Raw genomic sequence first — 21841 nt, forward strand, 5'->3', positions numbered from 1 at the left:
GCAGTTGGGTTCGGAGGCGTCGGAAGGATCGGCAGGTTGGCCCGTCACTGTTGTCTCAACGTCAACCTGGTGGTACCGCCTATCCTCGATTGCAGACGTTGAACGTGCACATAGCAATTGTGTTGTGCGACCTTCTCGCTGGTCCCGCCATATACCAGAGGAAAGGCGACCCTCTCCGTCGAAGGCAAGCGCTGCGCTCTCACGGAAGTATCGGTAAGACTCCTCAAGTAAATAATACTGATTTCGAAGAGTAACCATGGTGCTCATGAACCCCCGTACCGAATTTTGCTAGATAACCAGTAATATATAGCAAAATGAGGGGCGTGCGGAGCGCTTCCCCCCGCCACCGAGAGGAGCTCGACTGGTGCCGACTGCCCTCGACGTCTCCTTCGAATCGTTCATGACGTGGCGCCGGGGCGGCACCCTGTCCGCCCACACCGCCGAGGCCTACCGGCACGACTTCACCGGGATCGCCGAGGCGCTCGCGGCCGACACCGGGACGCCGGTCGCACACTTGACCGTGGCCGTGCTCGACAAGACGCATCTGCGCCGCGCGTTCGGCCGGTTCGCCGCAACCCGGGCGCCGGCCACGGTGCGCCGGTGCTGGTCGACGTGGAACACCTTGTGCAGTTTCTGGTGTACCGAGGATCTCCTCGAGGCCAACCCGATGCCGACGGTGTTGCGGCCGGCGATGCCGAAACGTCAACCCTCGGCGTTCGATCCCGATGCCGTCGCCCGCCTGATCGCCGCGGTCGGCGACCCGCAGGACACGCATACGCGGGCCTGGCCGGAACGCGACCTCGCGATCGTCCTGACCGCTTTGCTGACCGGCTGCCGGCTCTCGGAGCTCGTGGGCCTGGACCTGCGTGACCTGCGGGCGGTGGAGGACGACGCCGGCGCCAAGGCGGTGCGGTTGCACGGCAAGGGCGGCAAGGACCGCACCGTCACGATCGAAGTCGGCCTGGTCGAGGTGCTCGGTCACTACCTCGCCTCCCGCGCTCTGCGGTTCCCGCACACCGGCCGGGTGCGTGCGCGCGCCGACTCCGATCCCTGGGCCCGCTTCCGGGCCACCGATCCCCTCTTCGTCGGCCCGGACGGGGAGCGGATCACCCGGTCCCTGGTGCAGTACCGCATCAAACGCGCCTACACTCGGGCCGGCATCGACGACCAAAAGGTTCGCGGGGCGTTGGTGCACCAACTTCGGCACACGTTCGCGACCACACTCGCCGACCGTGGGGTGTCGGTCTACGAGTTGCGCCAGCTCCTCGGGCACGCCTCGATCCAGACCACCAGCCGCTACACCGCAGCCGCCGGTCAGGACACCCGGGAGGCCGCCAGAGCCAACCCGGTCTACCGGATGCTCGACCAGGCCCCGCCCGCGGCGCGAGACTAAAAGTGGCCTGCCGGTGCGAACGCCCGGCAGGCACCGACCGGCTCGGTCGCGGCCGGCGTGCAGAACTTTCGGTCACCGCGTCCTTCTCGGCCTGGATACCACACAGTCCCGGGTACTACTCCCCATCCTCGGGCAGTGGTCGAGTACGCATCCCCGCCTCCGCCCGGGCTGGCGTTCCGCTTCGGCGGGAGCGTCGGCCAGAAGCACCGCCGCCGCCGGCCGGAAGGTCCGCCGATGCCGAGATGTTCGGCGTCGGAGCGCAGCTGGTTCCGATCTTCGCCGGTGCCGGGTCTGACGTTTTTAGTGTCCGGCCTGAGCGTGCGCGCGACGGGCCGCCTCGATCAGGGCTTCGGCGGCTCGTTCGGCGCGCTTCGAGTCGGTACGGCTGGTCGGGGTATCGGTGTAACCGGACCGTGTCTTGAGGCCGAGCAGCACGCTGAGGTGTCTCGCCGTGGCCGGGTCGACGGACCCGAGCAGCGTGACGGCATCCTTGGGGTCCTCGCCCTGCGCATGCTTACCCAGTCGCGCGCAACAGATGACATCCGATGCCGCGATGCCCGCGTGCACCCACAATGTTACGACCGCATCATCGACACCGTCCGGGTCGTCGGCGAAGTCGCGACCGATCTCGGCCAGATGAAAGAACTGTTCGGCTTTTCTCAGCCGCCCCCGACGGACCGCCTGGTCACACGGCCGTGTCCGCCCCACTATCGGTTCCCCTGCCGCAGCAGACGGGTGAAACCGGCGCGGGAACCGGCCACCGTCAGCCCCTCCTTCGCCACATCCGACAGGACCGGTTCGTCCGCGCCGCGGCCGGCGATCTCACTTTCGGTGAACTGCAGATCCCGCGCGTCGTTGCCGGTCCATCTGGTCACCGCGGTCATCAGCTCCGCCACCTGCTCGTCCCACACCTCGCCTGCGCCCTCGTCCGGCCGGACCAGAAAGATGTCGATGTCACTGTCGATCGTCATCGTTCCGCGGGCCGCGGACCCGAACACGGCGGCATACCTCGGGGGAATCTCCCAGCCGGCCAACCGCGCCTCCAGCCTGCGCAGGAACTCCCCGGACAAATCGGCGAGGCCCATGACATGGGGAAAGGCCAGGTGCTCACGATTGAGCTGGTACACGAACGCGTTGCCCACTCTCGACGAGAGCACCGTGCCCTGCTTACTCAAGCGTTGCAACACCTTCCGTATCCCCTCCTCCGAGTGGCGGTGCAGCACGCGGTGCAACTGGCCGGTCGTGAACGTCGCCTCGGATGCGGTCGCCAGCGCGGCGAGCACCTCACCGTCGAGCGTGGGTGTCACCGTCTGCAGCGGCCGGGTCAGATCCATGATTCCGTTCCCTGGGTGGTCACATTACCCGCACTATTGTACGCCTACCCGTACTATAGTACGGGTGAATCGAGAAATCGCGCACGTCGCGGAGTGGCATCGCACGTGGCCGGCTCTGGGATCGGAACGGGCGACCCCGTATCGACCGCCATCCCGTTTGCGATGCCAACGCGTGAATACCAGGGCTTGTGTGGAGTCCGCGCGGTGGTGATGGTGGGCTGGTGATCGTCGTGCTGAGCGGAGGCGCGGATCGCGGATGCCGAATCCACTCTCCCCGGGCGTCCTGGCGCGGCACACTCCTGAAGACATCTGACCGGAGACGGGAGCACAGCATGGCTACGCAGAAGATTTTGATCATCGTCACCAACGTCGGCGAGTACGAGAAGGTCGGCTATCGCACCGGGCTCTGGCTCGGCGAGCTGACACACTTTTATGACTACGTCACCGACAACGGATACGCGGTGGACATCGCCAGTCCCTCCGGTGGCTATGTGCCGATCGATCCCGAAAGCCTGGCGCACGATGTGCTTGGCGAACTCGGCACCGACAAGCGTTACCACGATCGCGAGTTCATGGACCTCCTGGGCAACACCCGGAAGGTCGCCGAGGTGAACGTCGAGGATTACGACGCCATCTACTTCACCGGTGGGCACGGCGTGATGTTCGATTTCCGCGGCGACGAGCTCGGTGCGCTGACGGCACGGTTCTTCGAGACCGATCGCTTCGTCTCCGCCGTGTGCCATGGTCCGGCTGGACTGCTCAACGTCCCCCTGAGCACGGGCGAACCCTTGGTCAAGAACAAGAATGTCACCGGGTTCTCCTGGCCGGAAGAGGAAGCGGCGCATCGCGCCGATGCCGTTCCCTTCAGCTTGCAGGAGGAGCTGACGAAGCTCGGCGCGAACTACAGCCGCGCCGACAAACCCTTCGACACGTACGTCGTCGAAGACGGGCGGCTGATCACCGGCCAGAACCCGGGAAGCGCCCGCGCCGTCGCCGAAGCACTGGTGACACAGCTGAAATCCCAATGACCATCCCCTGACGGGCGTCTCTGACTCCCACCCCGTCGAGAATGTCTGGTCAGCCAGATGGACAGCTGATTGTGCGGACCTGACCTGTTTCACGGCCCGCGTTCGGTGTGCGGGACGCGGTGATGCGCGATAGTGGCAGGGTCCGGGCCGCTACATCGAGGAGGGCGTTGCGGTGTCATTGTCGCTGGCCGCGGTGGCGGACCTGGTCGAGACGGAGGGCCGCGGCAGCGTCGTCCTGTTGTCGCCGCGGGTGCAGTTCCGGAGCGTGGGGCACAGTGATCTCGACGCGTGCCTGGACTGGTTCGCCGAACTGACCATGACGGTGGACATCGACGACGCCGACGACGTGGTGGTGGGCTCACTGGACTTCACGGTGATCCGCCTCGGCACCGAGGACCCGATCGCGTTGTGCCTGGACCCGTTCGACGGCGATCACGAAATGCTGGCCGGGTTGTTCGACGGCAATCAACTCGCCGGGCAGGTCGAGGAACAATACGAGACTTTGGCCGTGATCACCGAGGCGGTGCTGATCCCGAACATCGCGTTCGTCACCGAACCGCTGCGGGGCCACGATCTGGGGGCGTGGCTGGTGGCCGAGACGATTCATCGGATGCTGCCCACCGGGATCGTGCTGATGTGGCCCTACCCGGTGCTCTCCGATCCTGATCCGGATGCGGACCCCGCACAGATTGCGGCGCTCGACCATGCCATCGGCCGGCTCTCGGACCACTTCGGGCGGTGTGGGCTGACACCGGTCGAGTCGGCGCCGTGGGCGCTGGGCATGTCGACCGCCTTCGAGGCGCTCCCCGCGGCGCGGTCCCGACTCGGTGCGGTCCGCAACACCACGGTGTCGCTGACGCTCGATCAGCTCCGGTCCGCTTCCCCGCCGCCGGCACCGGACGACTGACCGAACCCCTCATGCCGTCATGACCGCCCGCGCCCACTGCTGCTCCTCGCGGTGACCCGCCGCGGTGACGGCAGGCCCTCGCCCACGCCCCGCCCGGCTCCGGGGACTCAGCGCCGGTGTGCCCTGGCGGCTTGTCACCCACTCCCGAATCGCTCTGTGATCGGTGGTACCGCGATCCTGCCCTGTCATCAGCGGCTCGCTTTCCCTGCGGGGCGGGCACCGCCCAGATTGCCGACCCTGCGCCGGCACAGCGGAAACCACTGATCGGACGGGTGAAGCACCGAGTGGTGGGGTCCCGGGACGGGGCCCCATTCGAGGAAGCGAAGCCAGAGTACGTACGGCCGTCGGTGCACGGAGCGGTCGGCCGCGGGGTTCAGCGAATCCTGGAGATGTTCCCGAAAACCATGTTGGTACCGTTCCGCAGGTTGGTTTTGTCGCGATGTGGGCGGAGGTGCACGTGAGTCGACAGGCGAGGGGTTTGGCGACGAGAGCCCAGATCATTGCGCGCGCGGCCGAGGCGTTCGAACAGACCGGCTATGTGAGAACCAGCCTGGACGCGATCGTCGACAGCCTGGGGCTCTCCAAGGGAGCGTTGTACTTCCACTTCGGCTCCAAGGAAGCCCTGGCGCGAGCCATCATCGACGCGCAACACGCGATCTCCATCGCTGCGGTCGCGGCCATCCGAGGAGAACACGCGCCGGCGGTAGAGCAAATCGTGATGCTGTGCCACGAAATGGCCAGGCAGATCGTTCACGAGCCGATCGTGAGAGCCGGCATCCGGATCACCGTCGAGCTCAGTGACAAGGGGTACGGACCCGCCGACCCCTACATCGACTGGATCAACACCTGCGAATACCTCGCACGCCGCGCCATCGACCAGGGCGACATCGGCCACGAGACCGATCCGGCGACCTTCGCTCGATTCGTGATCGGAGCGTTCACCGGGGTCCAAACCCTGTCCCTGCTCCACACCGGAGGGGCCGACCTCGAGGAACGCGTCGACGACATGTGGATGCTGCTGCTACCCGGCCTCATGCCCCGCTACCGACACAAGGACCTGGGTCGAACCCGCCGGGCCCGCAGCGTTGGCCCGCCCGAGAAGCCCGGCCCGGTCTTCTCAAGATAGGCATCGGTCCTGGTGGTGCCCGACAGGCATCTCACCAACGCGCCTAACTCGAAATCCATGCTGCTTCAGTGCCGCCCGCAATCGGGCCTGGGTTGTGCGGGCGGTGGCTGGGTCGCTGGTGGAGGTCACTGATCGATCGAGGCTCCATTCGCTGATCAGCCCTGGTTCCAGTTTTCACCGGTGTCGAGTCGTACGTTCAGTGTCCGGGCCTGAGCGTGCGCGCGACGGACCGTCGAGAATCGGCTGGGGTGGGTCTGCCTCGACTACTTACAGGACGACCTCGCCCGACCGCGAGGGCGGGCTCTCGCCACCAGCTCAGGCTCGGCCCGCGAGCGAGCTGACGACCCTACGCACCGAGCTCGCCGAGCGCGTAACGCGCCGCCGGTGCCGCCGTCCATGACGGTCCACTCCCCCACTCCGAAACGCATCGGACGATGCTGCCAAAGCGTGAGCTCGGCCGACCCGTTCCCTCCCGGACCTGACGGCATCGGCATTAGACACCGTGCCAGGCAGTGGGATCGGTACGGGTCGTCGCTGTGTCGCGGACGTGCTGAGCGCGACCGGCCTCTGGATCGACGCTACGTCAGGCCTGATTATCCGGTTGCAGCGCATCTATGACACGAAGGGTGGTTAGCGAACCGGAGTTCAGTGCGCAGGAGAGTGCTGATCAGCTTACGCAACAACGAGAAGCAGTGAGAGTTTCGACCATGTGCTTCCGCCGTCGCGCACTGGAGCTGTACGGGCCCCACGCCGATTCGATCGAACGATGATGGTCTCTTCTATATGCACATGTCCGGTATGACCATCGCTAAAACGGACCTTGGTGACCGCAGAACGGCTCTCAGGCCGTGTCGCCCTCTTTGGCGGCCTCGATACAGCAGTTCAAGACCCTGTGCGCCCAGGCGCTGTGGCGTCTGCACCGCATGCCGCACCTCGTCCGCGGCTTCTTCGCCGACTCCCTCGTCTACATCCGCGCCGCCGCATAACCAGTCGACATGCTTCCGCTCGCCTCCAGTGACACCCAGCTGACCGGAGCACCAAAACTATGCACGTCAGGCGATCTGGATAGGTGTGATCTAGGTGAGACGCCCTCAGTGAGTAGTGAGGGCTACTGCCTCGATGGCAGCGAGGAGTGACGTGGCAGTCGACAATGTCAGTGTTGTTCGGCCGCCACGCGCTTGCCGCTCGTGACGTCGGTACCGGGTCCCCGACTCGTGGAGCGCACAGAGGCTGAGTGCGATCGCGAATACGAGGACAGTGAGGGCGACGATGCCCAGACGGGCGAAGGTGAGGCGACCGAATAGTGCACCTCCTGCGGCGACTGCGAGGGCAGTGCGTTGCCAGGCGAGGGAGGTTCGTTCATCGGCGAGTCCCGTGTCGGCGTCGGTTGCGTTCATGAGGTCACCACTGTCACGATCACGATCGACCCTGCGGCGAGAAGGCCGATGCTGAGAATGATCGCGATCCCGAATGGGGGGAGGGGTTCTTGTCGCCGTATCGCTCGTTCTGAGACTGCCCACCTGGTCCAGGCGATGATCGAGCAGAACAGACCGCTGCCCACGAGGAGTCCTGCGAGCAGTTTGCGGACCAGGTCTGCGAGGGCAAGGTCTACGACGTCGAGCGCGACAGCGGCTGCCAGCAGGGCCAGCGAGGTGCGGATCCAGGCGAGGAAGGTGCGTTCGTTCGCGAAGCTGAAGCGGTAGTCGGGTTCGTCCTCGGATGGGACGTAGACCCACTTGGGCCAGCGGGTCTGGGGATGCGTCATGAGTCAACCTCTCATTCGGTCGGTGCATTGCCCGCGCTGTCCCTGGCGATGGCCGACAAGCTCATCGAGGCCGTCCGGGCCCGGTGGCGGGCGGTCGCTGCGTCTGGTGGCATTGGTGCGGGCCGGTGCGCTGTGCCGCAAGGGCAAACTTCTCGAACGACCCGTCGAGATCACTGCGTGGTCGGTCAACGGACACACCCGTATCCAAGGTTGCCTGACGAACCCTCGATCCACAGGATTGGCGATTCCGCGGCCTGGGCCGCTGCTGCGTCTACGTCTCGACGCCGAACGCCCGAGGCAGCTTTACGGGTCTCATCTACAGTTTGTTCTGCTCCCCGCGGTCAAGGACCGCGGGGAGGGCTTCGGCGGCGTCGTGGAGTTTGAGCACCGCCAGGTGCCCTCGCAGGCGTTAGAGGCGGCCGCCTCGACGGTGATCGGCCCAGAACCGCATCAGCGATGGGTGTGGTGGTCATGCGAAGGTTCTGCAAACCAAAGAACCCGCCCCACCAGATGAATCTGATGGGGTGAGTTCGATGCGGTTCAGCGCGGTTGCCGATGCCTAGTGGTGCGTCGTGAGATAAGTGGCTTGACGGTCTTAGCTTCGATCACATGGCTTCATATCGGTCTTGTTTCTCGTAGGTCTTCTCAGGTCGGGTTTGCTCAAGCGCCGTTATCGCTGAAATCCCGTAGATGGGCTCACGGGATACGAATCCTTTCCGAAGTTGGGATACCTGGAACCCGACAGCGGCTGTCAGCCGGCGTTTGTATTCATTTATGTCGATTTCAAAGGCGGCGTTAATATTTTCCGGAGCGGGTCCACCGAGAGGCTCCCAGAGAAGAGCAAAGTCGAGAATGTCTTTGTCGCTATGGCAGTTCCACATTGTTCTCCAAGGCGAGTCGCTTGCTCGAGGTTCCGTAATTACTTGGGGATCGGCCGGCCCGCTGATCGTCTGCTGCATCTCTGTGGCCCGCTGAGCGACTCACGGAACGGGATGAGGCCCGTTCGTTCCCCGGTGGTGCGGGGTATGTGGTCGCTAAACTGCGTATTTCTTCTCGAGCGCAGGTGGATTCACCTATGATCTGCCACAAACGCTCGATGAACCGGAGTCGCGACATTCCGAATTGGACGAGGATCTCTCCCTCGTTTGCACCGCCGTACGGTACCCACATACTGGCGAACTCAATGAGGCGCTCCGCCTCGGTGTCCGGGTGCTTGCGTGTGCGATTGTTCTCGATCCATGCGGGGCGTCGCCGCTGGCGCCATTTGCGATACTCGTGAGAATTCATGGGGTGAACGATCTACTCGGGATTCTAGTGACTTTGGATTCGATGGTCCTCGCCCCCGGCGCAGTATGAAAGTAGAGAGACATTCATTCAGCCCTGAGTGTCAATCTACTTTCTGCACGGCGCACAGCGGTCGGCAGGGTCTGGATACGTCCTTCAGTTCGGCGACCTGCGCGGCGATCATGGGTCGTCGCGCAGCCCGTTTGCATCATCGGACTTTTTGAGGACCCTTATTCAGCTGAGCAACTTCGTATGGTGAGATCGACTGCCCAGATTCCATGATTCTTCGCATTTGAATGTGTCCGGCGTTGTCATCAATGGATTCCCCGCCGACGAAGCGGCTGCCATTGAAGTGCCAAACCGAGACCCCCCCGGGTATGCGCTTACCGGGAACGGCGATGCGCTCGGTGATACTTTCTCCGGGGAAGCCGACCATCTGTACCTTCGAGTTGGCCTGGTCGCTCCAGAACCACGGTACTGCGTGATAGTCGCCGCTCTGGCCCAACAACCGAGTTGCCACGTATCTCCCCTGGTCAACGGCATTCTGTACCGACTCCAGCCGGATTCTGCGGCCATCGGGCAACGGAAAACTGCACACATCGCCGATCGCCGAGACGGCCGGGTGGCTTGTCCGCAGCGTCCCGTCGACTTTCACCCCACCTTCCACCCCATCGCTGATGGTCAGCCCAGCGGAGCGGGCGAGGTCGGTATTTGGCACTGCGCCGACACCGGCGATCAGCACGTCGCACGACATGCTCTCACCTGTCTGCAGAGTCAGTTGGATGAGCGGGTTGGTGTGACTCTGCACAGCAGACACCATTGTGGAAAGAGAAACGCTGACGCCGAGTTCAGAATGACGCCGATGGATCTCTGCGGCAATGTTTTCCGATAGACCCCGGCGCAGAAGGCGGTCCTCGGCCTCGATTACCGTGACTTCCTTGCCGAGCGCTCGTACTGAGGAAGCGATCTCCAAGCCGACGAATCCGCCACCGACGATTGCCACGTGGGAGGCATCGGCCAGTGTCGTTCGTACGCGAGTGGCGTCTTCCACATCCCGCAGCGTCATGACCTGCCCGCTCAGTACAGGCACTGGAAGCGGCCGATTGCTCGATCCCGTTGCGAGGATGGCGTGGTCGAAGAGCACCGTGCGTCCGGACCGCAACTCGACCTCATGCCGGTCGGGATCCAATCGAATGACCGGGTCACCCAGACCGAGTTCGATGTTCTGCTCGCTGAACCACGATCGAGGTCGGAACTCTTGAGGTGCCGGCATGGCACCCTCGGTCCCGGGCTTCAAGAAGGTCTTCGACAGGGGTGGGCGCTGATAGGGCAACGCGGATTCGGCGCTGATCAAGTGGATCCGGCCGGCAAAACCACGACGGCGTAGCTCTGCCGCCACCTGGATGCCGCCGTGCCCCGCGCCGATAATGGCGACGGACTCGAATGGTTTTGCCGAGCGGACTGTCATTGGAAGCTCCACGGATTGGGCAGCGGTTCGGTAGTGGTACGCAGCGTGACCCGCTTGGTCTGCGTGCATCCCGCGATTGCATCCGCCCCGTAGGCGTTGCCGACCCCGCTGTGCTTGAACCCGCCAAATGGCAGTGACGCATCCATCACCAACGGGGTGTTGCCGTGGACAGCGCCTGCATCGAGATGGGCGGTGACCCGGTGCATGCGACCCATGTCCGTTGTCCAGACGTACGCAGCGAGGCCGTACTCGTTGTCATTGGCTTGCGTCACGGCGTCGGTCTCATCCTCGAACTCGGCTACGGTAAGAACGGGGCCGAAGATCTCTTCCTTGCTGACAGTCATGTCCGGAGTGACCCTGGTAAGAATGGTCGGGGCCACGAAGCACCCCTTGTCTACCCCTTCGGGCCGGCCGCCGCCCACAGCTATCTGGGCTCCTTCCTTCCGTGCGGCCTCGAGCAGTGACATCACCCGGTCGTATTGGCGCCTGCACGAGACTGGTCCGATATGAGTGGACTCGTCACGCGGGTCTCCGACCTTGAGCTGGTGAGTAAGTTCGGTCAGTCGTGCCACGAAGGTGTCGGCGATTGTGCTCTGCACGAGCAGTCGACTTCCTGCCGCACAAATCTGCCCGGCATTGCTGTAGATCGTCATCAGCACTGCCCGTGCGGCTTGCTCGACGTCAGCATCGTCGAAGACAAGAACCGGAGACTTCCCTCCGAGCTCGAGCGTGACCGGCTTGAAGGTTGCAGCGGCCAGTTCGGCGACCTTGCGGCCGGTTGCCACCGAGCCCGTGAACGACACCCCGCGTACCCGCTCATGTCCGACCAGCTCGGTGCCGACGGCCCCGTTTCCGATAGCGGCCGACAACAGACCAGATGGCAGGCCGGCAGCTACGGCCAACTCCACCAATCGAATCGCTGAGAGCGGTGAAAGTTCCGAGGGCTTGACAACCACCGCGTTACCGCAGGCGAGGGGCGGCACACAACGCGCGATGAACGAGTGGGTAGGCCCGTTCCAGGGCAGGATGACTCCGAATACGCCAAGGGGCTCGCGAGAAGTGTAGGAGAAGCGGCCTGGCACGTCAGCGAGCTGATCGCCGAAGATCTTGTCGGCCATTCCGGCCCAGTAGCGAATGTTCCGCGAGGCCATCAGGCACTCGTTGCGCGACTCACGAAGCACCTTTCCAGTGCATGACGTGTCGAGCTCAGCGAGTTCCTCATAGTGAGCATCGACAAGTTCACCCCATTTCCACAGCTTCTGGCTTCGTACTGCAGGTGGTAGGGACATCCACTCCTTCTGGGCGAGTGCAGCATTCGCGATGGCTGCATCCAAATCGGAGCTTGAAGTGACAGCGACTTCGGCAGTCAGCTCTCCCGACACCGGACTCACGACGTGGATGGTCGCGTCCGGTACGGCGGTGGGCGTGCTCGTGTTGTTCTGCGAGGTGGTCGGGGTCGTCAAGGTACTGGCACCTTTCTCGTTGGGATCGACGGCAGCTGTCGAATCTTGCCGTCAGCAGCGAATGAATGTCCGAGCGAACAGGGGGGTGACGAGCACCTGTCACCCGCTGAAGTGACTACCGGGCGTTCGGTGAGACACGCAATCGCACTCGGACTGGCGAGCCGAAGTACAGACCGGCCGGGGATCCGGCCGGTGGGCCGCCATGAACTAAGAATTCTCTTCGGCGAACATGATCGCCACCGTGGGGCACGCGGCCATTGCTGCCTCGACCTCAGCGCGCTGGCTCTCGCCTGGTGTCTGATCAAGCAGGAAGGCGATTCCTTCGTCGTCCTGATCGAAGACTGTCGGCGCCTCGATGACGCACTGCCCCGCGCCACAGCACAGGTCCTTGTTGATCTTGATCTTCATTCTCGTACTCCTTCACCAGCACACAGGGGTGGACGTCATGCCGTAGATGGCTTGGTCGAGGCGGAAAACCATGCCCTGTCCTCCGTCAGCGAGCTGCAGGTTCGGGAACCGGGTGAACAGCTGCTTCAGCCCGTAGGTCAGCTCGAGGCGTGCGAGTGACTGGCCGAGGCACTGATGCGGACCAAAGCCGAATCCCAGGTGTCGCCGCCTCTGTGCCGGGAGGGTGAATTCGGACGTGGACCATGAATCGAATACTGCTGGATCGTGATTGGCCGACCAGACGGCGGCGATGACTCCCTCGCCCTTCCGTACCATATGGCCGTTGACCTCGATGTCCTCAGTCGCGACTCGGCGTGGGCCCTGGCGCACGACGGAATGGTGGCGCACCAACTCCTCGACCGCGATCTCCCAGGAGACTTCCCCAGACTTCAATCGCTCCAATTCCCGAGGGACGCCCAGCAACGTGGGTACGGCGAGAGCAAAGATTCCCCAGGTGGTGTCGTGGCCCGCGGAGACCAGGAGGGTGAGGAACGACGCCAGTTCCTCGTGCGAAAGCTTGCCGGATCCGAACTGATTCTGAAGGAGACGGGTGGTGACGTCATCACCTGGCTGCTGCTTCTTCAGCTCGATCAACTCCTCGCAGAAGACGAGGAACTCCCGTGCGCAGTGAGACTGCTCCTCGAGCGTGTTGTCCTTGGACACAAGGTCCTCGGTCAGCCTCTGAAACGTCTCGAAGTCCTCATGGGGAACACCCAAGATGAGGCCGATCACCGCGGACGGTACGGGCAGGGCGAAGTGTTGCACGAAGTCAGCTGGTGATCCAGCTGCTTCCATTTCGTCGAGATGCTGATCGATGATCCTTTCGATCTGTGGGCGGAAGGTCTCCATGCTGCGGGGCATGAAGTCTTTCGTCACCATTCGCCGCAGCCTGGTGTGGTCCGGTGGGTCGCGTCGGATCATGCTTTTTGCAATTTCGGGGGTGTTACGTCCCGGCGTACCGATGTACGGGAACCCATCGATGAGAGGGTTGGAACTGAACCGCGTGTCGGACAGCACCGCTTGGACATCTTCGTAGCGGGTAAAGAGCCAGGCCGTCTGTTGCCCCCTACCAACGCTGACCATGCTGACCGGGCAATCCCCGAGCAATTCGCGAAAGTAGTCCGGCGGGTCCATCGGACGGTCGTGCGGCGGATCCAGGGAGTACTCACGGAGCCCCGTCACGGGGCAGCGCTCCTGTTCGACGCTGTGACCTTCTGTCGTATTCACTGATTCTCCAAAAATGTGCATAAGTCGATGTGTCGTGCCGAGGACAGGGGCCTCAGATGGTCACCAGAGCCCGGCCGAGAATCTTCCCGGTGGCGAGATCAGAGACGGCTTGCTCGATGGATTCGAGGGGATAGCGATCGGTAACCAGGGTATTCAAGTCAAGGAGTCCCCGGTGGTACCAGTCGAGGAACATTGTGATGTCGTCTTGGGTACACCCGCCGCCTGTTGTGCCGACGAGTTTCTTCTGGCCGGTAAACAGGCTGGACAGGTCGAGTGTCATCGGCTCCTTCGGGACACCGACGAGTACCGCCGTGCCGCCATGGGTCCCTCCGACCTGACCGGACCGGACGCAATCGAGGGCTTGGCCGGTCGTCGACTGGTGGCCCACACAGTCGACTGCGACATCTACACCGCCAGTGAGCTCGATGATCGCCGCCGCGGGGTCGCTCACGGTGGTCGCGTTGACAGTGTCGGTGGCCCCGAAGTGCTTGGCGAATTCCAGCTTGTTGGCGTCCAAGTCAACGGCGACAATCTGCGAGGCACCACGGATGCGTGCGCCGGCTACCGCGGACAAACCGACTCCGCCGACTCCGAACACCGCCACTGTGTCCCCGGGGTTGACCGGTGCAGAGTTGCATACGGCGCCAGCCCCGGTCACGACGGCACACCCGACGATCGACGTGACGTCTTGTTGGACAGCCGGCGGGAGTGGAACGATGTACAGTTCGTCGACCAGGGTGTGCTCTGCCCACGTGTAGACGTTCGGGGAGATAGCTGTAGTGCCGCCGGTCAACGAGATGGATGCAGGTGCTGGAACTCGGTCGCCTTGTCGGGGTATCCAGGTCACCATCACCCTCTCACCCTCGCGAACATTTGTAACGTCGGCTCCGAGGGCTACGACTGTGCCGTAGCCCTCGTGTCCGAACAGCATCGGATTCGGGTGGTCAACGTGCATCCAGAACAGCTGACTCTGGCAGACTCCGCTGGCCTCGATCGCGACGAGGACATCGTGGGGACCGGGGTCTGGAAGCGTGACCTCGCGCAACTCGATGGGGCCGTCTTTGCGATCCTGGATTACAACGCGGGTAGTGGTGGGCATGAAATATCTCTTCCGTGTGGACTGTTCTTTGCTGGTGGTTCTCTCGGGGCCCAAGAGGAAGTGCGCGGTGTGCGCTACGGCGTGGCCTTCCGCAGGCCGAGGCGGGCAGCGTCACGCCCGGGACGGATCGCGCCCAGCGCGAACAATCCACACACCGTCATGACGATCGCGCAGGCTGTCCAGGCATGGGTGAAGCCCGACCCCTGGTTTGAGGCGGCATCGATAATCCACCCAGTCAATGCGGGCGCAAACAGTCCTGGCAGTGTCTGGACAGCCACCAGGATTCCGAGTACGGCGCCGCGTTGATGGGCAGGGGTGACCTCTGAAGCGGTGAGGTACGACAGCGGCATCGCGGCGTATCCAATTCCGAAAGCAAGTGCGACCACGATAAAGAAGACAGACGAGGATCCGATGTGGGGTAGCACGAACATCAGTCCTGCGGGGATGAGAACCAGTACTGCTTGCGGAACGCCGTAGGCCACCCGGGAGGAGTGCCCACGTCGATGGAAACGCCCGGCCACGACGGCCACCACGACTGGGAGAATGACCGCGACGATGGCGTAGGCACTGACGGCCTTGGCGGCATGCGCGGGGGTGTAGCCGCGCTGAGTCACCAAGTAGGCGGGCACGAACGCCGAGCTGACAACGACACACCAGTAACCGCCGAAAGTACTGCTCGCGCTTCCCAGCCAGGTCGGGCTGAGCAAGATTCTTCGGTACGGCAGACGCTCGGTCGACTTTGCCGCCGCCTCGGGGGGCTCGCCGTCTGCGGTCTCGGGACTTCTCTCTGGACCTTCACGGCCGACCACCGCCCAGACCGCCGACCACAGCACTCCGGCAATCGCGAGTGCCACGAATCCTGAACGCCAACCGTGATTGCTGATCAGCCACGTGAGGGTAGGGGCGGAGACGAAGACCCCTAGCCCCGCGCCCATGGTGTAAAGAGTGCTTGGGATAGCGCGCTTTTCCGGCGAAAACCATTTGTAGAGCGCGTGTGTCGCGAGAGATGCAGTTGGTCCCTCGGACGCGCCCAACACGATGCGAGAAAGGAACAGCGTCGCTATCGAAGCGGCGGCGACCAGGGGCACCGCCGAGATGGACCAGATCAACGCAATCGCAAGGATCAACCACTTCGTTGGTATCCGGTTCGCAAGGAACCCCACGGCAACCCCGGCGATGCTGAAGAGCAAGAAGAAGCTGCTTGCAACGAGACCGTAGGTAGTTTGGCTCAGTCCCAGTTCTTTGGTCAGGGGGACAGCGGCCAGGCCGAGGATTGCTTTGTCGCCGAAGTTGATCATCGCCAGGACGATGATCATTCCGGCGACCAGCCACGCTCGCGCCGGTGATCGTGTTCGTCGGCGGGAACCGCATTCGTCGAGTACGTCGGTGTGGTCGGCGGTATTCTCGATTGTCATGTGACCTCCGGGTGGGGAGCTGTGTCGCGTCTGCGTGGAATGGAGGGGTTGACTTGCGTGCTCAGATGACGCTCTGAGCACGCAAGCGTGCGATCTCATGTGCGGGAAGGCCGAGAAGTCCGGAAAGTACTTCTTCTGTGTGTTGACCGAGTCTCGGCCCGAGGGCGCGAATCTGGCCGGGAGTTTCACTCATCCGCGGCAGTGGGGCGGCCATGGGAACGGCACCGTACTGCTCGTCGTCGAGGGTGACTATCGTTTCACGATCAAGGTAATGCGGATCATCGGCGATATCGGCGACGTTCATGATCAGAGAGGCCGGCACTCCCGCGTCGTTAAGTAGCTTGACCGCGTGCTTCGCATCCTGAGTGCTCACCCACTCCGTGATGATCGCGTAGAGCTCGTCTTGGTTGGCGAGGCGCTCGGTTCGAAATGCGAACCGCGGATCGCGACCCAATTCTGGGCGGTCCATCACCTCGGCCAGCTTTCGGAAAAGCGAATCGGTTCCGGCGTGCAGTGAGATGCGTCGCCCATCAGCGGTGTCGAAGTCGCTGGCCGGGGCAATTGCCAGGTTCCGGTTGCCGACCCGGTCCCTCACTCCGCCCGTTACCCCGTAGGTGATCAGAGCGTCCTCGCTTGCCCGGAACGCAGCCTCGTACAGGCCCAAGTCGATGATCTGTCCACTTCCGCCACGGATGTCGCGGTGATACAGAGCCGTGACGGTCGCGAAGACGGCCAGATAGGCCGACATGTAGTCGATCACGGAGTAGCCCGACCGGACAGGCGCGCGATCCGGGTCGCCGCTGACGTAGGTCAGTCCGGAGAAGGCGCTTGCGATTCGATCGAATGCACCACGATCGCTGTATGGTCCGGTGAGCCCGTATCCGGTGATGAAAACGAGGATCGCACGAGGATTGAGGGCCTGCAGATCCTTTGGGCCAAGGCCCCACTTCTCCATCGTCGGCGGGCGGTAGTTGGTCACGACGACATCGAAGTGAGGGATCATCGCCCGCACGAGGCATCGTCCCTCCTCCGTGCGAAGGTCGATGGTCACCGACTTCTTGTTGCGGCCCTCCTGAAGCCATTGCAGCGACCGGCGGGCTTCGGTGTCGCCACCGAGCCCAGACCGGGTGAAGTCTCCCTTGCCGGGCTCCTCGACCTTGATTACCTCGGCTCCGAAATCACCCAGAAAGGTCGCTGTCACTGGAGCAGCCAGCACGTTTGCCAGATCGAGCACTCGAATGCCCTCTAGCGGCAGCGGTGTATCCGTCATCATCCACCTACTAACGGTTCGTTACTAACGTATCGTGGTTAGTGACTGTAGACTGTGTGACGAACCACAGCAAGGCCCCGTTGGCGAGGCAAACCATGGAAGGTGGACGAAGTGGCAGAATCGCAGGCATCGGCGCGACCGCGGAGGCGTCGTGGAACCCGGGAGGACACCGAGGACGAACTGCTGGACGCGGCATTGCGATTGATCAAACGCGACGGCGTCCTGGTGGGCATCACACTGCGGGAAGTCGCCAAGGAGGCCGGAGTCAACCACGGGCAGATCTACCAGTACTTCGGCACTCGCCAGATACTGCTGCGAGCGGCAATCAGTCGGATGCTCGGTAAGGTTGCTCCGCATCCCAGCGGGCACTGGGACCTTCCGTTCTCCGATCGACGGCGATCGCTCTGGAAAATCTCCTTACAGAATCGCGACCTCGCTAAGCTCCAGGCGCTGCTCGCACTCGATGAGGACGAACAGTTCGACATATTCCCAGCTATCGAGTCCACTCGCGCAGCCCTTGAGCGGGACAAGAAGACCGGTGCGCTGCCTCGCAGTGCTGATGGTGAGGTCATGCACGCGCTCACGGCGGCAACGTATCTGGGCTACGGCATTTTCCGAGAGGCAATCGGTCGCGCACTCGATATCCCGCTTGCTGAGCTCGACACCCGTTCGGCTGCGGTATTCGATCTAATGCTCGCCGGTCTGCAGCACGGCGATTCAGAGTGCGAGTGTCCGTGCTCCTCCACCACATCGGGAGCTTAGCCCAAGCTTAGCCCCCGACTTTTTCGGAGCTCTACGGCGAGGCGACCATTACCACGGGCGAGCAGTAGGGCTTGTCAGTGCGCGAAATTCCTCCCGGAGTTTGCGACAGCATTGTTGGTATCGACAGCCATCAGCTCGTGGCGCGCCCCCGGGCATCGGCGGGCTCGGCGCGCAGTACCTCCACCCGTTCGCGGCTGGCCTCGGTCTGGCTGCGTGCGGCGGCGAGTTCGTCACGAATGTCGTCTGTGCGGGTCCGCAGGTCGGTGCCGAGGGTGATCAGGTGCAGCATCGACCGCCCCAGCCGGTCCAACCGGGTGATCACCAGGACATCCCCCTCGCGGAGCAGCTGCAACACCAGATCCAGCTGCGGCCGTGAGGCCTTCGCACCGCCCGCGTGGTCGACGTGGATGTCCGCGGTAGCCACCCCGGCGCGGCGCAGCGCGTCGATCTGATGGTCGGGGTTCTGGTCTGCGCTCGAGACGCGGGCATTAGCCGATCAACATGTGTCGAGAATATCCAGACGACGTTTGTCAGAACGGTATTCCTCGAACGGGCCGGTGACCACCAAGTGGTGGTGCAAGGTTCGCCTGAGCGCTGCACTACCTGTCTTCCACTCCCAGCCCAGTCGATCACTACCTGACGTCGCGTAGGGCGACGACTCCGCCGACAGCCGAGAGTACCCCACGGCAGCGAATCTGCTCGTTCAACGAGCCAGGCGATCATCGCAGGCCAGCGTTCCGTGGCCGAGATCAGCGGGCCTAACCACCCCCGGTCCTGATCGGCGCGCCGCCCGAGATGGTCAAGTACGACCCGCTGGTGGTCTCGTGCGACCGTTGAAGGACTTCGAGGGGGTGCAGGACCGGGGTTGGTCATGTGCTGGGACGCTGTCAGGCCTACTCAGAATCGGTGAGCCGGGCGTACTCGACTGCGACTTTCGATGACAGTGTGATGGCGTGAGCGACTCGGTGTGGGTTCCATTCCGTGAGCAACTTGGCGCCCTTGGAGGAGTTGCACGGCTTGCAGGCGGGAACCAGATTGTCTTCGTGTTCCCATCCGCCCTTCGTCAAGGGCCGGACGTGATCCACCGCCGCGCTCTGACCGCCGCAATACACACATGGACCGCTGTTGCGGATCGCCGTGTACATCTCCGCGGGTACCGGACCTTCGACCTCCGCGCCGAGCTTCCGCGCCCGACGGGCGTTGTTGGTTCTCCTGTCTTGAGCGGCGCGTTTCTCTGGAGCCATTGCCGCCCTGCAGCAGGATCTGCACATTGTGTGGCTGCCATTAAATGTCTCGCCACATCTGATGCATACTCGTTCAACGATGTAGCACAAGCCACACTTGCTCTGCCGGCCGATGAACATTTCGCCGCAGTCGATGCACTCTCGTTCGACGTTCGAACATGGTCCGCATTTCAAGGTAGTGCCGTTGAAGGTCTTGTCGCAGACGATGCATTCACGTTCGACGTTCGAACAAGAACTGCACGTGCTTTGCCTACCCATGAAGATCTTGCCGCAGCCGATGCACTCACGCTCGGTGTATCGGCAGAGGTCGCACTTGAGCTTCCGGCCGTTGAAGATTTTGCCGCACCCGACGCAGGCCCGTTCGATGACCGAGCATGAGCTGCACTGGGAGTTGGTGCCCTTGAACGGTTTACCGCAGTTGATGCACTCACGTTCGAAGGCGTAGCACCAGGCGCATTTGTTAGCCGTGCCTGTGAATGTCTTCCCACACTCGATGCAGTCGCGTTCTGTAGCCCGACACGAGTTGCACGTGCGGTTATTTGCCTTGAGAGGTTTGCCGCAGACGAGGCAGGGCCGTTCAACCATCCGGCAGGAGTCGCAGTTGCGGTTAGTTCCGTTGAAGGTCTTTCCGCACCTGGTGCACTGGCGTTCAACGACCTGGCATCGGCGGCACTTTCGCGTGCTACCGCTGAAGGTATCGCCGCAGTCGATGCACGCGCGTTCGGTAGCTCGGCACGGCGTGCATTTGCTGGTTTGTCCCTTGAAAGACTCGCCGCAGCCCTGGCACACCCGATGGGTAGCTCGGCACGGCGTGCACTTACGGGTGCTGCCGCTGAACGTCCTGCCGCATTCGGTGCATACCCGAGTAACGCGACTGCACGGCTGGCACTTGCGCTGCGGCCCCTTGAACGTTCGACCACACTCGACGCAGTCACGCATGATGCTGCGACAGCTGGTGCACTTGAGATTGGTTCCTGCCGCGGTCTTTCCGCACCCCTCGGTGACGCAGACTCTGCCTGGCACCCCATCACCCCATCCTCTGCATGACCAGCACCGACGATAGCAACTTTGATACGAGACGCCCGCGACCGCCCAGCGAGGCGTAAACACCTGCAATTCCTGGTCGAAAATTACGCCTACCCAGGCACTCGGTGGCACGCTTCGGTTGCGCTCGATCGCTCGCGTTCGCGCCCCGGACTTCCTTTGGGCCTTGGGCATAATACTTTGCTGTTCTGGAGTTGGCGGGATGGCGGTAAGTCGGAGCGGACGCGGTGTACAACGCATGAGGGTGGCGCTTCACGACTGTGCTCGTGTACTCGGCGTTCATACACGACAGAACTTCAGAAATGAAGTTGACCTGCATGAAGTGTCGTCGCGGGCGACCACTACGACCATACGAAGCCCCGACTCCCCAAGAGGTCGGGGCGTTTGTCGTGTTCGAGGTCAGAACTCCGGGCGGACCGGTTACCGCCCAGCCGCAGAAACCGCGGGTATAACACGCCGCCGAGGACGATCGCGACGTCAGCGTCGCTTCCCGCGGCTACCCTGCCCCCATGGATGAACCAACGGCCATCTCCGCCGACATGTTCAAGTACTGGCATGTCGACTACCAGAATGGGTCCATCCGAGTCGTTTGCCAGGACGGGCAGGTCCTCGATAGCGAACTCGAAGCCAGGTACAGGCCGATCAACTCCCAGGTCGCGAGGTCGACGTTCGACTGGGAGAAGTGGTGGATCTGGACGACCACGACCAGGAACGACCTCATCCTCACCGAAGGGTTCAATCCAGCGTCCCCACCGCCGCTCAAGACCTCAGCGAACGACGTGCAGCTCAGGATCTCATCGACCTCGCCAGCGACGGCGGCATTGTCCTGCCCCTCTCAACTGGACACCTGATCGAGACAGCCGGGTTGCATGGCGACCGACGCTACGAGATCGGCGTTGCGATGGCCCATCTGGCCGGCGGGTGGCAGATTCGAAACCCGTCGACCCCGAGCGGATACCGAAGAACCAGATCGCAAAATGGGTCACCCACCACGCAGCCATCACGGCGCAAATCCATGCAGAGCACCTACCGAAGGAGCAACGTCGCCGACTCGCAAGACGTCGCTACTGGAACGAAAACATCGGCTACTACACCGCCGCGTACCGCCGGCTAACGAACTCCACAGACTTCCCAACGTTCAGCGACGCTGAGTTGGCGCGACTATTCGCCGATTCCCCCATGGTGGGACTAGTGTCCGAACTCTTCATCCGCCGGTTCATCGACCACATGAGCAAGTGGAAGCGGAACGACTTGGTTGACATCTTTCACCTGTCCAGCGCCGCCGGCTACGCGAAGTATGTGTGCGCCGAGGCTCACACCGGCACGCAACTCCGAGACGCACAGCGCGCGCTCGGGCGCTCCGAGACCGTCTTCACTACCCTGAACGAACTGGTCACTGCCGTTCGTAGCGGCGGTGCCCGAGCAGACTCCGAACGAGCCAGAACCGAAGGCTGAGCTGGCACTACCGTTGGCCGCACGGTCGCGACTCGGTGCGGTCCGGAACCACCACGGTGTCGCTCTCGCTCGATCAGCTCCGGTCCGCTTCCCCACCACCGGCACCGGAC

Annotated in this window: 22 protein-coding genes and 2 pseudogenes; 10 read left to right on the forward strand and 14 right to left on the reverse strand. The window is 63.1% G+C overall.

Features of this window, described 5'->3' with window-relative positions:
- The first annotated feature begins 364 nt into the window (after positions 1-364).
- Positions 365-1393, forward strand: coding sequence for a tyrosine-type recombinase/integrase (locus tag ACFTWF_RS23320; RefSeq protein ID WP_378463542.1), 1029 nt, complete (start codon positions 365-367; stop codon positions 1391-1393).
- A gap of 300 nt (positions 1394-1693) precedes the next feature.
- On the opposite strand, the gene ACFTWF_RS23325 is transcribed toward ACFTWF_RS23320, so the two are convergent.
- Both ACFTWF_RS23325 and ACFTWF_RS23330 read right to left on the reverse strand, forming a co-directional pair.
- The gene (locus tag ACFTWF_RS23325; protein ID WP_378463543.1) at positions 1694-2101 is read right to left on the reverse strand and encodes a hypothetical protein; all 408 of its coding nucleotides are present in this window, start codon (positions 2099-2101) and stop codon (positions 1694-1696) included.
- A complete protein-coding gene (locus ACFTWF_RS23330) occupies positions 2101-2727 on the reverse strand; it encodes a nucleotidyltransferase family protein (RefSeq protein ID WP_378463544.1) in 627 nt (208 codons plus the stop codon). Before ACFTWF_RS23330 ends, ACFTWF_RS23325 begins: the two co-directional genes overlap by 1 nt.
- A 332-nt stretch (positions 2728-3059) precedes the next feature.
- On the opposite strand from ACFTWF_RS23330, the gene ACFTWF_RS23335 reads away from it, so the two are divergent.
- The 4 genes from ACFTWF_RS23335 (at position 3060) to ACFTWF_RS23350 (ending at position 6774) form a co-directional block, all read left to right on the forward strand.
- Positions 3060-3755 carry a type 1 glutamine amidotransferase domain-containing protein gene (locus ACFTWF_RS23335; RefSeq protein ID WP_378463545.1) on the forward strand — a complete coding sequence of 232 codons (696 nt, stop codon included), beginning with the start codon at positions 3060-3062 and terminating at the stop codon, positions 3753-3755.
- Between the two features lie 172 nt (positions 3756-3927).
- Positions 3928-4662 (forward strand): hypothetical protein, encoded by a 735-nt coding sequence (locus ACFTWF_RS23340; RefSeq protein ID WP_378463546.1) that lies wholly within the window; start codon positions 3928-3930, stop codon positions 4660-4662.
- A 457-nt stretch (positions 4663-5119) separates the two neighbouring features.
- Complete coding sequence (locus ACFTWF_RS23345) at positions 5120-5788, forward strand: ScbR family autoregulator-binding transcription factor (RefSeq protein WP_378463547.1); 669 nt, start codon at positions 5120-5122, stop codon at positions 5786-5788.
- A gap of 848 nt (positions 5789-6636) precedes the next feature.
- Entirely contained in the window at positions 6637-6774 is a 138-nt protein-coding gene (locus tag ACFTWF_RS23350) for a hypothetical protein (protein WP_378463548.1), read from the forward strand.
- Positions 6775-6879: 105 nt separating this feature from the next.
- Here ACFTWF_RS23350 and ACFTWF_RS23355 read toward each other — a convergent pair whose 3' ends face one another.
- Complete coding sequence (locus tag ACFTWF_RS23355) at positions 6880-7185, reverse strand: DUF202 domain-containing protein (RefSeq protein ID WP_378463549.1); 306 nt, start codon at positions 7183-7185, stop codon at positions 6880-6882.
- Positions 7182-7553, reverse strand: a complete 372-nt coding sequence (locus tag ACFTWF_RS23360) for a YidH family protein (protein ID WP_378463550.1) — start codon at positions 7551-7553, stop codon at positions 7182-7184. Before ACFTWF_RS23360 ends, ACFTWF_RS23355 begins: the two co-directional genes overlap by 4 nt.
- Before the next feature lie 33 nt (positions 7554-7586).
- Here ACFTWF_RS23360 and ACFTWF_RS23365 point away from each other — a divergent pair.
- A pseudogene (locus ACFTWF_RS23365) lies at positions 7587-7728 on the forward strand (IS256 family transposase); the annotation flags it as partial.
- A gap of 144 nt (positions 7729-7872) precedes the next feature.
- Here ACFTWF_RS23365 and ACFTWF_RS23370 read toward each other — a convergent pair.
- The 8 genes and pseudogenes from ACFTWF_RS23370 to ACFTWF_RS23405 form a co-directional block, all read right to left on the reverse strand.
- Positions 7873-8026 (reverse strand): annotated as a pseudogene (locus ACFTWF_RS23370) (AAA family ATPase); the annotation flags it as partial.
- 1019 nt (positions 8027-9045) lie between these two features.
- Positions 9046-10305, reverse strand: coding sequence for an NAD(P)/FAD-dependent oxidoreductase (locus tag ACFTWF_RS23375; protein WP_378463551.1), 1260 nt, complete (start codon positions 10303-10305; stop codon positions 9046-9048).
- Positions 10302-11768 (reverse strand): aldehyde dehydrogenase family protein, encoded by a 1467-nt coding sequence (locus ACFTWF_RS23380; RefSeq protein ID WP_378463552.1) that lies wholly within the window; start codon positions 11766-11768, stop codon positions 10302-10304. The genes ACFTWF_RS23375 and ACFTWF_RS23380 overlap by 4 nt, the downstream gene beginning before the upstream one ends.
- A 207-nt stretch (positions 11769-11975) precedes the next feature.
- Positions 11976-12176, reverse strand: coding sequence for a ferredoxin (locus ACFTWF_RS23385; RefSeq protein WP_378463553.1), 201 nt, complete (start codon positions 12174-12176; stop codon positions 11976-11978).
- Positions 12177-12188: 12 nt separating this feature from the next.
- The gene (locus ACFTWF_RS23390) at positions 12189-13442 is read right to left on the reverse strand and encodes a cytochrome P450 (protein ID WP_378463554.1); all 1254 of its coding nucleotides are present in this window, start codon (positions 13440-13442) and stop codon (positions 12189-12191) included.
- Positions 13443-13494: 52 nt separating this feature from the next.
- A complete protein-coding gene (locus tag ACFTWF_RS23395; protein ID WP_378463555.1) occupies positions 13495-14541 on the reverse strand; it encodes a zinc-binding dehydrogenase in 1047 nt (348 codons plus the stop codon).
- 74 nt (positions 14542-14615) lie between these two features.
- A complete protein-coding gene (locus ACFTWF_RS23400; protein WP_378463556.1) occupies positions 14616-15956 on the reverse strand; it encodes an MFS transporter in 1341 nt (446 codons plus the stop codon).
- A gap of 61 nt (positions 15957-16017) precedes the next feature.
- Positions 16018-17229 carry a CaiB/BaiF CoA transferase family protein gene (locus ACFTWF_RS23405; protein ID WP_378463557.1) on the reverse strand — a complete coding sequence of 404 codons (1212 nt, stop codon included), beginning with the start codon at positions 17227-17229 and terminating at the stop codon, positions 16018-16020.
- A gap of 108 nt (positions 17230-17337) precedes the next feature.
- On the opposite strand from ACFTWF_RS23405, the gene ACFTWF_RS23410 reads away from it, so the two are divergent.
- Positions 17338-17988 carry a TetR/AcrR family transcriptional regulator gene (locus ACFTWF_RS23410; protein WP_378463558.1) on the forward strand — a complete coding sequence of 217 codons (651 nt, stop codon included), beginning with the start codon at positions 17338-17340 and terminating at the stop codon, positions 17986-17988.
- A gap of 130 nt (positions 17989-18118) precedes the next feature.
- Here the strand turns inward: ACFTWF_RS23410 and ACFTWF_RS23415 are convergent, their stop codons facing one another.
- Entirely contained in the window at positions 18119-18436 is a 318-nt protein-coding gene (locus ACFTWF_RS23415; protein WP_378463610.1) for a recombinase family protein, read from the reverse strand.
- Between the two features lie 445 nt (positions 18437-18881).
- Positions 18882-19352, reverse strand: a complete 471-nt coding sequence (locus tag ACFTWF_RS23420) for an HNH endonuclease (protein ID WP_378463611.1) — start codon at positions 19350-19352, stop codon at positions 18882-18884.
- Here ACFTWF_RS23420 and ACFTWF_RS23425 point away from each other — a divergent pair.
- From ACFTWF_RS23425 to ACFTWF_RS23435, 3 genes are all read left to right on the forward strand, one after another.
- Positions 19263-19610, forward strand: coding sequence for a hypothetical protein (locus tag ACFTWF_RS23425; protein ID WP_378463618.1), 348 nt, complete (start codon positions 19263-19265; stop codon positions 19608-19610). The genes ACFTWF_RS23420 and ACFTWF_RS23425 overlap by 90 nt on opposite strands.
- A gap of 1175 nt (positions 19611-20785) precedes the next feature.
- Entirely contained in the window at positions 20786-21127 is a 342-nt protein-coding gene (locus ACFTWF_RS23430) for a hypothetical protein (RefSeq protein WP_378463559.1), read from the forward strand.
- Positions 21128-21197: 70 nt separating this feature from the next.
- A complete protein-coding gene (locus tag ACFTWF_RS23435) occupies positions 21198-21731 on the forward strand; it encodes a hypothetical protein (protein WP_378463560.1) in 534 nt (177 codons plus the stop codon).
- Positions 21732-21841: the final 110 nt, after the last annotated feature.

This window comes from Rhodococcus sp. NPDC056960 (assembly GCF_042674125.1).
Taxonomy (GTDB): domain Bacteria; phylum Actinomycetota; class Actinomycetes; order Mycobacteriales; family Mycobacteriaceae; genus Rhodococcus_F.

What these genes read in the sequence shown, in the direction of transcription:
- ACFTWF_RS23330 (WP_378463544.1), bottom strand. Translation starts at nt 2,727, where the DNA reads ATGGATCTGACCCGGCCGCTGCAGACGGTGACACCCACGCTCGACGGT.
- ACFTWF_RS23335 (WP_378463545.1), top strand. Translation starts at nt 3,060, where the DNA reads ATGGCTACGCAGAAGATTTTGATCATCGTCACCAACGTCGGCGAGTAC.
- ACFTWF_RS23355 (WP_378463549.1), bottom strand. Translation starts at nt 7,185, where the DNA reads ATGAACGCAACCGACGCCGACACGGGACTCGCCGATGAACGAACCTCC.
- ACFTWF_RS23360 (WP_378463550.1), bottom strand. Translation starts at nt 7,553, where the DNA reads ATGACGCATCCCCAGACCCGCTGGCCCAAGTGGGTCTACGTCCCATCC.
- ACFTWF_RS23375 (WP_378463551.1), bottom strand. Translation starts at nt 10,305, where the DNA reads ATGACAGTCCGCTCGGCAAAACCATTCGAGTCCGTCGCCATTATCGGC.
- ACFTWF_RS23385 (WP_378463553.1), bottom strand. Translation starts at nt 12,176, where the DNA reads ATGAAGATCAAGATCAACAAGGACCTGTGCTGTGGCGCGGGGCAGTGC.
- ACFTWF_RS23395 (WP_378463555.1), bottom strand. Translation starts at nt 14,541, where the DNA reads ATGCCCACCACTACCCGCGTTGTAATCCAGGATCGCAAAGACGGCCCC.
- ACFTWF_RS23400 (WP_378463556.1), bottom strand. Translation starts at nt 15,956, where the DNA reads ATGACAATCGAGAATACCGCCGACCACACCGACGTACTCGACGAATGC.
- ACFTWF_RS23405 (WP_378463557.1), bottom strand. Translation starts at nt 17,229, where the DNA reads ATGATGACGGATACACCGCTGCCGCTAGAGGGCATTCGAGTGCTCGAT.
- ACFTWF_RS23420 (WP_378463611.1), bottom strand. Translation starts at nt 19,352, where the DNA reads ATGTTCATCGGCCGGCAGAGCAAGTGTGGCTTGTGCTACATCGTTGAA.
- ACFTWF_RS23430 (WP_378463559.1), top strand. Translation starts at nt 20,786, where the DNA reads ATGGATGAACCAACGGCCATCTCCGCCGACATGTTCAAGTACTGGCAT.